Annotated in this window: 13 protein-coding genes; all 13 read right to left on the bottom strand. The window is 27.4% G+C overall.

Going from position 1 to position 12255, the window contains the following annotated elements; all coding sequences use genetic code 11:
- Positions 1-456: 456 nt before the first annotated feature.
- A complete protein-coding gene (locus OW763_RS12730) occupies positions 457-900 on the bottom strand; it encodes a hypothetical protein (RefSeq protein WP_268041517.1) in 444 nt (147 codons plus the stop codon).
- A gap of 109 nt (positions 901-1009) precedes the next feature.
- Positions 1010-1864: an undecaprenyl-diphosphate phosphatase gene (locus OW763_RS12725; protein WP_268041516.1), complete on the bottom strand. Its 855-nt coding sequence runs from the start codon at positions 1862-1864 to the stop codon at positions 1010-1012.
- A 92-nt stretch (positions 1865-1956) separates the two neighbouring features.
- The gene (locus tag OW763_RS12720; protein WP_268041515.1) at positions 1957-3078 is read right to left on the bottom strand and encodes a transglutaminase domain-containing protein; all 1122 of its coding nucleotides are present in this window, start codon (positions 3076-3078) and stop codon (positions 1957-1959) included.
- 123 nt (positions 3079-3201) lie between these two features.
- On the bottom strand, positions 3202-4071 hold the full coding sequence (locus OW763_RS12715) for a cation diffusion facilitator family transporter (RefSeq protein WP_268041514.1): 870 nt from the start codon (positions 4069-4071) through the stop codon (positions 3202-3204).
- A gap of 138 nt (positions 4072-4209) precedes the next feature.
- Positions 4210-5205 carry a LacI family DNA-binding transcriptional regulator gene (locus tag OW763_RS12710; RefSeq protein WP_268041513.1) on the bottom strand — a complete coding sequence of 332 codons (996 nt, stop codon included), beginning with the start codon at positions 5203-5205 and terminating at the stop codon, positions 4210-4212.
- Positions 5206-5425: 220 nt separating this feature from the next.
- Entirely contained in the window at positions 5426-6361 is a 936-nt protein-coding gene (gene rbsB, locus OW763_RS12705; RefSeq protein ID WP_268041512.1) for a ribose ABC transporter substrate-binding protein RbsB, read from the bottom strand.
- Between the two features lie 21 nt (positions 6362-6382).
- Positions 6383-7312: an ABC transporter permease subunit gene (locus OW763_RS12700; RefSeq protein ID WP_268041511.1), complete on the bottom strand. Its 930-nt coding sequence runs from the start codon at positions 7310-7312 to the stop codon at positions 6383-6385.
- A 25-nt stretch (positions 7313-7337) separates the two neighbouring features.
- Complete coding sequence (locus OW763_RS12695) at positions 7338-8843, bottom strand: sugar ABC transporter ATP-binding protein (protein ID WP_268041510.1); 1506 nt, start codon at positions 8841-8843, stop codon at positions 7338-7340.
- Positions 8844-8856: 13 nt separating this feature from the next.
- Positions 8857-9252, bottom strand: a complete 396-nt coding sequence (gene rbsD / locus OW763_RS12690) for a D-ribose pyranase (RefSeq protein WP_268041509.1) — start codon at positions 9250-9252, stop codon at positions 8857-8859.
- Positions 9249-10184 (bottom strand): ribokinase, encoded by a 936-nt coding sequence (gene rbsK / locus OW763_RS12685; RefSeq protein ID WP_268041508.1) that lies wholly within the window; start codon positions 10182-10184, stop codon positions 9249-9251. The genes rbsD and rbsK overlap by 4 nt, the downstream gene beginning before the upstream one ends.
- A gap of 185 nt (positions 10185-10369) precedes the next feature.
- Entirely contained in the window at positions 10370-10567 is a 198-nt protein-coding gene (locus OW763_RS12680; protein ID WP_268041507.1) for an aspartyl-phosphate phosphatase Spo0E family protein, read from the bottom strand.
- A gap of 310 nt (positions 10568-10877) precedes the next feature.
- Complete coding sequence (locus tag OW763_RS12675; RefSeq protein ID WP_268041506.1) at positions 10878-11087, bottom strand: hypothetical protein; 210 nt, start codon at positions 11085-11087, stop codon at positions 10878-10880.
- Between the two features lie 3 nt (positions 11088-11090).
- On the bottom strand, positions 11091-12254 hold the full coding sequence (locus OW763_RS12670; RefSeq protein WP_268041505.1) for a Ger(x)C family spore germination protein: 1164 nt from the start codon (positions 12252-12254) through the stop codon (positions 11091-11093).
- Position 12255 lies beyond the last annotated feature (1 nt).

The raw sequence follows: 12255 nt of genomic DNA, 5'->3' as shown, positions 1-12255 counted from the left end.
ATGTGTTAGGCACGCCGCCAGCGTTCGTCCTGAGCCAGGATCAAACTCTCAATTTAAAAGTTTAATCTTTTACTCATTACAATTGACTGACATTATTTCTTAACTTCTGTTTAATTTTCAAAGACCACATTAGATGCTGTTTTTCTACAACAACAACTATCTTACATTATATTGTCTTTTTTGTCAACAGATTTCTGCATTAATTTTATAATTAATCTTCAAAACACTCTGTTGTTCAACAACAATTGGCATTATATCAAATTATTTTTTATCATTTTTTTAATTTTTGTATCATAAAATTAAATTACATTCATATTATTAAATTATATTCCTTTTTCTTCATTATTGCTTATATTGATACTCTAGGTAAAGTTGTTTTTACTTTTTAAAGAAGTATACCTCTTTTTATAAAATTGTTACACTACCACTGATCATAAATTTATTTTCTATAACAAGTTATAAATTAAAATGCTCTGCTATTTCTTCTGAAACCCTTTTATCATAATTACTCATATATCTTTCTATTCCTTCATGTGGCTCTACATAAAATCCTTCTTCTTCAGATATCATATTCATTTCCTTCAAATCTCCAATTGCATTGCCTTTAAATAGAATTTTCCATTCTTCGGAAGTTATAAATTTAGAATAATTGTCATATTCACTTTCTTCCAATACATAATCATATTGACTATCATAAAACAATACAAGCTCACTACCAGTCACAATTACTTTTTCTACCCTTGCACAAGCTGGACCTTCAAGTTCATCAGCTACAATAAATACCATAAGTTCATCTTCATCATTTACCAATTTACAGCATTGTATCTTCCATAATCCATTATCATTTGCTATCCATTTTTTATTATTAATAATATCTTCTATTTTTTGATTCCATTCCATAATTAACCTCTCCTTAAAATATTATTTTTTAATATAATTTTCTTGTTCTTATTATTACCAAATTCCAAAAAAAAATTAAAAACTGAGACATAACTTCTCAGTTTTTAATTTAAATTATTTTTGTAATTATCAATATACTTAAAATAATACCTATAAGTATCCTATACATAGCGAAAATTCTCATAGGCTTTTTCTTTAAAAATGAAATAAAACCATCAACAACAATCAATGCTACAACAAATGAAACTATAAAACCAATAGTAAGTGCTATAACTTGAATTAAATTAAAATTAATTATATCTGCTTTTAATAGTGAGATTCCTGATGCACCTACCATTGCAGGTAAAGCTAAGAAAAAAGAAAATTCAGCTGCAGCAACAGTAGATAATCCACATATCCATGCACCTATAATCGTTGATGCTGATCTTGACATTCCTGGCCATAATGCTAAACATTGAAAGCACCCTATCAAAAATGCTTGTTTTAAATTAACATCCTCTATATATCTAGTTTTATATTTTTTCCTATATTTTTTTTCTGCATATAACATCCAAAATGCTCCTACTAACAAAGCTGCAGTTACTGTTATTGGATTAAATAATTTCTCTTTGATTTTGTCATGAAAAAGTATTCCAAGTACTCCTGCTGGTATAGATCCTATAAATATATTGAACCAAAATCTAAACCCAGACTTAGGTTTTTTAGGAGAAAAGTTTTTTAATGAATTTTTTATTTTATCCCAATATAAAACAACAATTGCTAAAATAGCACCTAATTGAATAACCACTTCAAAAGTATCTATATATTCTTTTGTATACAAGTAGGATGGTATAACACCGTCCTTAAACCCTATAAGATTTCCTATTATAATCATATGACCGGTTGAAGATACTGGTATGAATTCTGTAATTCCCTCAACTATCCCTATAAGAATTGCTTTAATAATAAATATTAAGTTAATCAAACTTTATACTCACTCGCTTCCTTATGTAATTTATTTTTAATTCATTCAAATTATACTGCGTTAAATACCTATTGTCCACCTTTTTTGCTAATTTATTCTTTAATATTATATTGAAAAACAACTTGTCTAACAATGTTTTTTCCATCACTAGATAATTTAATATCATTAATTCCTGGTTTTAATTCAAATTGAAAATAATTATTAACTTCCTTAAATAAAGAACCATTTATACTTACATAAAATTTTTCAACCATAATACTATTTTTAAATACAGCTCCATAATATTCTATATTTTTATTATCCTTAGAAGTTTTCTTTGAAAAAATAAGCGTTGGTATTTTATCACTTTTATCATCTATATATTTATTTCTAGGTGATAGTGTGAATAATCTCTCTTTATCTGTAAATATAAAAGGATGATTAAATACTATTTCAATTGGAACATTAAAACTATCTTTATTTTTCACAAAACAAATATAGGTATTACTTTTACTTATTCCATATATATTATTATCAATACCCACAGCATATGAACAAAAATATTTTTTCATATTTTTTTTATATTTTTCTGGTTTATTAGTACCTACAACTTTTAATCCTTCTATCCCCTTTTTAATAATTTCAACAGCACTAACAGGTATATCCTTGTCCAATAAATAACATCCATTAGATGGATCTATCATTATCCATTTATTATATTTGTCACTCCATATTTCGCAAACCTTAAAACTTCTGTATTTTTCATTTTTCTCATCAGAAATCATAAATTCTCCTATACGCGAAATAACACCTATAGCATTTGAAACTTCATTATATACTATTGAACATTCATCATCTGAAACTAAATTATTTTTATTTGATTCTTCTGATTTTTTTAATATTTGCTCTGCTCCATCATATGATGAAAAACCATTTTTTTTATTGCTATAATTTAGTTTTTGATTAACCCACTTTAATAGTTCTACACTTTTTTCAAAATCACTATTTCCCTTTGAAATTATATCCTCCAATTTATATTCTCTTTTTAATTTTTCAAAAATTGTTTTATCATCATTAACATAGTAAAAATTAATATTCTTACCATCATAAAAATTATCCCATTTTACAACTTTAAGACCAGTATCATCTTTATAATTCCTAATTTTTATTCCAATAACAAATCCTAAGGCAATGAGAATCCATATTAATATAATTGTACTTTTTTTTCTCTTCATATTTACCACCTTATCTCATATTTTTATTAAATTTTTATTATTGTATGTAACTTATTTATTATTTCATCTCATAATAAATAAAAAACTACTTACTTAATTAGTATCGTAGTTTTTTTTAAAGAGTTAATAAGGATTTACATGCACCATACAGTGTTTAACCTTTTTAATATTATCTTCTACCTTATAATGCACTTCTTCAGCAATAGTATGAGCTTGTATAACTGATAAGTTTTTATTAACAGCTATTTCTACATCTACATATAGTCGACTTGCATGTATTCTAGTTTTAAGATCATCTATTTTAATAACACCCTTAACCCCTAATATATCTTTCTTTATAACTTCAATAGTACCTTTATCTGCTGCTCGATCCATCAACTGATTTGCTGCTTTTATATAAATTTCAACTGCTACTTTTATAATAATCAAACATATAATTATAGACGCTATTGGTTCTAAAACTGCCACGCCCATTCTTGCTCCAACGATTCCAACCAATGTTCCAAGGGACGAAAGTGCATCAGATCTATGGTGCCAAGCATCTGTAATCAAAATAGCACTATTTATTTTCTTTGCTCCTTTTATAGTATACCTATACATCCATTCCTTTAATACTATTGATAGTATTGCTGCATAAACAGCAATTTTGCCTGGAGTAGTATAGTTTTTAGCTAAAATTATATTAACAGCTTTATTTCCAATCATAAGAGCTGTAATTACTAATACAAAAGCCAATAATTTTGATATAATAGGTTCAATTTTTTCATGTCCATATTGATGTTCACTATCTTCTGGCTTATTTGCTAATTTAAGTCCTATTATAACACACACTGTACTTAGCACATCAGATATAGAATGTATACCGTCCAATATTATAGCATTACTTTTTCCAATTATACCTGCAAATATCTTTACAATTGACAATAACAAATTAAGTATAATAGTTACTTTAGATATCCTGTTTCCTATTTTTAATCTTTCTTTTTCATACATAATACTACCTCATTATTTTTAAATGATAATATTTTTTTATAATTAATATATAATATATGAGGTATATATTATATATGTCACTATTTTAGCATTCAATGGTCATTATCAATTGAAAATAATAATTACTAAATTTTAACTTTATGTTGTTCCTCTAATAATTAATTTAGTTTTTAAGTATATTTGTCTATTATAAACCTTCTTATTTATTACATTTACAAGCAATTCACAGGCTATTTTTCCTATTTCATATATAGGCTGCCCTATAGTAGTAAGCTCTGGTTCCATAAAATCAGATATTTTTATATTATCAAATCCTATAATACTTATATCTTCAGGTATATTATATCCTTTTCTTATAAGCACTTTTATACCTCCAAAAGCCATTATGTCATTACTATAAAAAATTGCTTGGATATCATTTCTTGAATTTATAATTTTCTCTGTAGATTGCATTCCTCCTTCAATAGTAAAATCACTTTCAAAAATTAATCCCTCATCATAAATATTATTTTCAAGCATTATTTTTTTATAACCTTCAATCCTTTGTCTTGAAATTCTAAGTTCTTTTGCTCCTGTTACAAACGCTATTTTCTTTTTTCCTTTTCTTAATAAATAGTTTACACCATCTATAACTCCTTGTTCATTCAAAGTATAAACTCCACAATAGTTTTTCTTTTTTTCTATATCTCTATCAACTAAAACTAGTGGAATATTATTATTATCCAATATATCTAAACTTTCATCATTACCACTACCAGTTATAAAAATCACTCCATCTACTAATTTACTTATTAGCAATTTCACATATTTTTTTTCTTTTTCATTGTCATTATCTGTATTGCAAAATATAACATTATAATTTAGCTTACTGGCAGTATCTTCTATAGCTCTTGCTATTTCTGAAAAAAATGGATTTGTTATATCAGGAATTATAATTCCTATTGTCTCAGATTTATTTGTACTCAAACTTCTAGCTACATTATTAGGTATATAGTTTAATTCCTCTGCAATTTTTAATATTTTATTTTTAGTTGTTTCACTTACATTAATATTTTTTTTATTCAAAACCATTGATACTGTAGTTTTTGAAACACCTGCAAGATTAGCAATATCTTTCATTGTCACTTTAGTCATATTTGTATGTTTCCTCCATAAATATTATGAATTTGCAAATATATTATATCAAAGTTATCAATCATATAAAACATTTAGAACAAAATTCACTTTGTGAACTATATGTAAAAGTTATCCATAATTTCAAAGTATTATGATTTTCTATAGCGTAAAATAGATAACATAGAAGAAAACGTCGATACAATCGGCGTTTTCTTCTATGTTATCTATTTCTTCTGTATTATTTAGTGACAATTTCAAGTTCAACTGGAATTTCTTTTTCTACTGTTTCTCCTTTTGCAACTTTAATAGCATTTTCTATAGCTGTACTTCCCATTTGTTTTGGTTGTTGAGCTATGGTTGCTGACATATCTCCTTTTTGTATAGCATCTTTAGCATCTGCATTTCCATCAAATCCTACAACTATTATATTTTTATTAGCAGTTTTTAAAGCTTTTACTGCTCCAAGAGCCATTTCATCATTGTGAGCAAATACTGCATCAAAATCAGATTGTGCTTGAATAATATTCTCCATTACAGTTAGTCCTTTTGTTCTATCAAAATCTGCTGCTTGACTTGCAACTACTTTAATGTTAGTTTTTCCATCAACAACATTATGGAATCCTTTTCCTCTTTCTCTTGTAGCTGATGCTCCTGGAAGCCCTTGAATTTCTATTACTTTTATTTCTTTTTTATCTTTTAACTGTTCTAATATGAAATTTCCAGCCATTTCTCCACCTTTGATATTATCTGAAGCTATGTGAGAAATAACCTCTCCACCATTTGATTTTCTATCAACTGTTATAACTGGTATTTTAGCATCATTTGCAACATTTACTGAATTGGCTACTGCATCACTATCTGTAGGATTTATTATTAGAACCTTAATTCCTTGTTGAACTAAATCTTCCACATTAGATCTTTCTTTTGCAGCATCATTTTGTGAATCTAACACTACTAATTCATATCCTAATTCTTTAGCTTTTGCTTCTGCTCCTTCTTTCATTGAAACAAAAAATGGATTGTTAAGTGTAGATAATACCACTCCTATTTTGTCGCCTTTTACAGTTTCTTCACCTTTTTCCTTAACATCACCTTTTTGAGCACATCCAATAAGTCCTCCAAGTAAAAATACTAAAGTCAATACTGATAAAATTCTCTTAATACTTCTCTTCATAATTCTTCCTCCTTAAGTTTTTTATTTATTTTTCTTATCTACCATAACAGCTAATAGTATTACTACTCCTTTAACTATTAACTGATAATATGGTGATACATTCATGAGATTTAAACCATTGTTTAATACCCCAATAATAAGCGCACCTATTATCGTTCCAGCAATACTCCCTTCACCACCTGCTAAACTCGTTCCTCCTAGTACAACCGCTGCAATTGCATCAAGCTCATATCCCCCTCCAGCTGTTGCTGAAGCTGATCCTATTCTACTTGTAACTATTATTCCGCTTATAGCCGCTGTTATACCTGATATAACATATACCATTGTTTTTATTTTATCAGTATTAATTCCTGAAAGTCTTGCTGAATCTTCATTACCACCCAAAGCATATAAGTATCTTCCAAATTTTGTTTGACTTAGAAAATAAAAAGCAATTAAGAACACTATTAAAGTAATAATAACAGGTATAGGAATTCCGGCTAAATTATTATTTCCTATAACTCCAAATTTCTTTCCTAACCCTGATACTGGAGTACCGTTTGTATATACTTGAGTTACTCCTCTAAATACGGTCATAGTAGCTAATGTAACTATGAAAGCTTGAACTTTACCTTTTGAAACAAATATTCCATTAATAAGACCAACACCTGCACCTATTACAATAGCAGCTGCAACAGCTAAGAATACATTTCCATTGGTTTTAACTATTGTAGCAGCAACAGCACCACTTATTGCTAACGTTGAACCTACGGACAAATCTATTCCTCCTGTTAAAATTACAAAAGTCATTCCAACTGCAATAGTTGCATTTACTGAAACTTGTGTAAGTACATTTTTAATATTTGATATACCTGAAAATCTGGGTGAACTAATTGACATAATAATGCACAATAGCAGAAAAGCAAACAATGATTTATATTTTATTAATGCTTTTTTAAATTTATTTTCCATATTAATTCTCCTTTAAGTCTTTATATTATTCATTAGTTGCAACAGCGCACTTCATTATAAGCTCTTGATTTGCTTCTTCATGCTTTATCATACCTGTAACTTTACCCTCATGCATAACCATTATCCTATCACTAATTCCAAGCACTTCTGCCATATCTGAAGATATCATAATAATAGCTTTTCCACTTTCTTTCAATTGGTTTAATATATCATAAATTTCTTTTTTAGCACCTACATCTATTCCTCTAGTAGGTTCATCAATTATAAGTACTTTTGGGGATAACATTATCCACTTAGCAAGTATAGCTTTCTGTTGATTTCCTCCACTTAAATTCTTCATAAGCTGTTTTGAACTCGGTGTTTTTACTGAAAGCTTATTTATATATTTCTCAATATCATTTTGCTCTTTATTTTTATCTATTTTTTTTAAAGCATTTTCGTAATTTTTCAAATTTGAAATAGTCATGTTATGTCCTACAGACATTCCAAGAATTAAGCCTTCTGTCTTTCTATCCTCAGAAAGATAACATATTCCATTTTGTATAGCATCTTTTGGTGAATTTATTTTTACTTTTTTACCTTCAATCAATATTTCACCATTGTCTTTTTTATATTCTCCAAATATAACTTTTGCAGTTTCTGTTCTTCCTGAACCCATAAGACCTGCTACACCTAGTATTTCTCCACTTTTAACTTCAAAGCTAACACCATTAACTTTATTTTTGTATTTAAGATTCTCTACCTTTAACAAAGTATTTTTACTCTTAGCTTTTTTATACGGGAATTGTTCTTTTAGTTTTCTTCCTACCATCATAGCTATTAGATCATCCTCTGTAGCATCTTTAGTTATAGCCTCTCCAACATATTTTCCATCTCTCAAAACCGTAACTTTATCACATATTGTAAAAATCTCTTCCATTCTATGAGATATATAAATAATGGCAATCCCCTTTTTTTTAAGCTTTTTAATAACCTCAAATAATTTTTTAGTTTCTACTTCTGTAAGTGCTGTAGTAGGTTCATCCATTATTATTATTTTAGAATTTTTAGTTAACGCCTTTGCAATTTCAATCATTTGTTGGTCTCCAACACTTATATCTTTAACTAAAATTTCTGGATTTACCTTACAACCTATTTGTTCTAAAAATCTTTGACTCCTATCTTTAAGCAATTTTTTATTTATTTTTCTAGTATATTTATTGACTTTTTCATTACCTAAAAAAATATTTTCTGCTACTGTTAAATTAGGAAGCACACTTAATTCTTGATGAATAATAGCAACTCCTAACTCTTCTGCTTCTTTAATACTTTTAAGTTCTACTTCTTCCCCATCTATTGTAATTTTTCCTGAATTTTTTTTATATACTCCACTTAATATCTTCATTAATGTTGATTTTCCCGCTCCATTTTCTCCAAGTAAAGCTAGAACTTCTCCACCATAAGCTGACAGCTTTACACCATCTAGTGCCTTCACCCCTGGAAAAGATTTTACGATACCTTCCATTTGGAGTATAGGCTTACATTCTCTCATTCTACCCCTCCTTTTAAAATACAACTCCTGATTTTAATATTATATTTGCATAAGGCGTTTGTTCTCCAGTTCTTATAACTGCTTTACACTTTTCCAATTGTTTTTTAAGTTCTTCATGAGTAATAAACGTAATTTGAACATTTCCTATTTCGCCCTTTATTTCTTCATAAATTTTAGGACTCACTTTTTTAGTTTCTTCTGCTACAATTACTTCTTGTACTTCTTGTTCTAAAAGAATAGCTTTTAAAGTATCCTTAAAACTTGGAATACCTTTTACTAATGCTAAGTCAATTCTCTTTGTTCCATCTGGAATTGGAAGTCCACAGTCTCCAATTGCTATAGTATCATTATGTCCAAGTTTAGATATTATCTCTGATATGCTACTATTTAATAATGGTGTTTTCTTCATTTGTATTCCTCCCCATAAATTTCTTCAATTTCTTTTAAATAAGGAATTGATGGTTGAGCTCCTTCTCTTTGAACTGCAATAGCTGATACTTTATTTCCAAATTTTATTGCTTCTTTCATATTCTCAAAATTCAATTTTTTTGAATCAATTTTACTAGAAAATGCGCCTATAAAACTGTCACCTGCAGCTGTTGTATCAACTGCATTAACTTTATAAGCAGGTATAACCTCAGCATTGTTCTCTGTAATTAATGCAGCTCCTTTGGAACCAAGCGTTATAATTACACATCTTACTCCCTTTTCAAAAAACTTATTTCCAGCTTTTTTAGCATCTTCTAGATTATTAACTTCAACTTTAGTAAGCTCGTATGTTTCAGTTTCATTTGGAATTATTATATCTGTATATTTTAATAATTCTTCACTGATTTCTTTTGCAGGAGCTGGATTTAAAATTGTTACTTTATCATTTTCTTTAGCTATTTTAAACGCTTCTATAGCTACTTCAATTGGTGTTTCAAATTGAGATAAAATTATATCACTTTTCTTAATTACCTCAGAAGCTTTTAAAATCTCAGCTTTATTTATAGCCGTATTTGCTCCTGCTGCTACAATAATACAATTATTTGCTTCATCATCAACTGTTATTATAGCTGTACCAGTTGGTTTATTCTCATCTTTGAATATATAATCAACATTTATATTATCCTTAACTAGTTCATTAATTAACGCTTCGCCATTCCCATCTAGTCCAACTTTAGATATCATGTATACGTTTGCGCCTTGTCTAGCACAAGTTACAGCTTGATTTGCTCCTTTACCACCTGATATATTTTTTAAGTTTGAAGCAAATATAGTTTCTCCTACTTTAGGCATTCTATTAACTTTTAAAACTACATCCATGTTAATACTGCCTAAAACACAAATAGTATTCAATTTAGTACCTCCTCTTTACCAACTCCACTTTAGTTTATCGGTTTAGTTAATCGGTTAACTAAATAATAATTTATATTTTACTTTATGTCAATAGCAAATCCAGTATTAATATGCTGAATATTTTGATAATTTAAAATATATTTTGTACAAATACTAATTTTCAATTCATAATAATAAGAATATTGCTATGCAATATTCTTATTATCCCCATTTATTCTAATATAATATATTAAAAGTTCATCTAATTTTTGACTTAACTTAACCACTTCTGAATCCATAATATTTTGATTTTTTTCAGCAACTAATTTATTTAACTTGTATCTTATGTTTTCTATTTTTTTACCTATACTATTTGTTTTTTTTTCACCTTTGTACAAAACCATTTTATTGCCTCCTCGCACATATTATTACAATAATTAACATATTGTTTGAAACTATATATTATGTATATACCTTCACTATTTTTATCCCAATATATTTATACCATATTTTACAAGTTCTTTCAACTTTTTTCATTTTATATATAATTTAGTACTTTTTTTGTATTTCTAAGCATTCTTACAACAACATATCTAATAAATTGATTAGTTATATAATTTTTAGACTATACTTCATAAACTAATTCTATATTCCTTGTTTTTATTTTTAAAATTTTATACTATTTATAAATTACTATCTCACAGTTTTCTATAATCACCCACCTATAATCGATGTAATTAATTTCTCAATAAAAACAGCTGGACTAGGAATTTTTATTCCTCTACTTAATAGAACACTTAATACCAAAGCTATTACCATCATATTAATATATAAAATCATTTCTTTTTTTTGTTGATTTTTAAATAGGGGAATTACTTCTAATAAGGTAATTACTATATATGCAACTATTATGATTATAGTCATCTCTTATTCTCCTATCTTTATAGGTTTTGAAATCAATGCACTATTTCTTATATTAACTTTTACTTGTACATTTGTATCTAATTTTTTAAATTCTTCTTCCCAATTTTTCTTATTTTTTTTCCATTCTTTAGGCATTTCTCTATTTATAATACTAGAAAACCCAAATATATCGCTTTCAAACTCTATCTGTGCTTTATCTATAACTCTCTCAATATCTCTTTTTATAAGCTTTTCAGCATCCATTTTTAGAATTTCTCTTTTCTTTTTATCAATAAAATTCTTTTCACTGTCTAATTCAACTATCCCTGAATCCAACTCTATATTAATCTCCAATGCAATTTTTCCATTTTTCTTAATAGGCTTAATTTGGGTTTTGTTGTTGAAAATTTCCAAAGTATTTTTATATGTTTCTCCATCAATGTCACTTTGAACTACTATAGCTCCACTTTTTATGTCATCTCTTAACCATAAAGCACTTTTTGTTTCACGACCATCTAAGCATCCAACTGATTTATCTCTCTTAAATGCATAACTACCATCTACTTTAAAACCTGGTATACCATCTTTTACTTCATTTTGAATACCAGGCACTATAGGTGCCATACCATCTGCCATCAATTCTTCTACAAATCCCCATACATCTATTTCAGGATATTTTGATAAAGATTTTCTAGCTGTAAATGCCTTATCAATATCATATGAAATTATATTAGTCTCTTTTTTATAGAGATTATTAAGTATTTCTCCAGCTGTATCCTCTTTAGAAATAAGTATCTTCATATCTCCTCTTAATTCAGCATCTCTATTGATAATATCTATAATTGGCAATATTTCAGTTTGTGCTATTTTTTTACTTATTATAACCACTTTTGTATGACTAAAATAAAGCCTTTTACTAGTTTTAGATATAGTATTTCTTATACTATCAAATAAAGATTTTCCTTCTATCTGAATAACCTTTGATAATAATTGATTTTCCCTTGCTCCTAATATGGGCTCTAAAACCTCTGTTGTCAAAATATATTCATTGGTATTTTCATTTTTATCTATAGCTATCCCAGCAACAATTTCTAATTTGTCTATTTGTGTATAATCCCAGCACCCTGAAAAAATAAATACATTTAATATAATCACAGTTACCAATAAAATTTCTTTTATTTTTTTCAAT

It is taken from the genome of Clostridium aestuarii (assembly GCF_026735135.1).
In the GTDB taxonomy this organism is placed as follows: Bacteria; Bacillota; Clostridia; order Clostridiales; family Clostridiaceae; genus Clostridium_H; species Clostridium_H aestuarii.
This window is presented reverse-complemented; position numbering and strand designations above follow the sequence as displayed.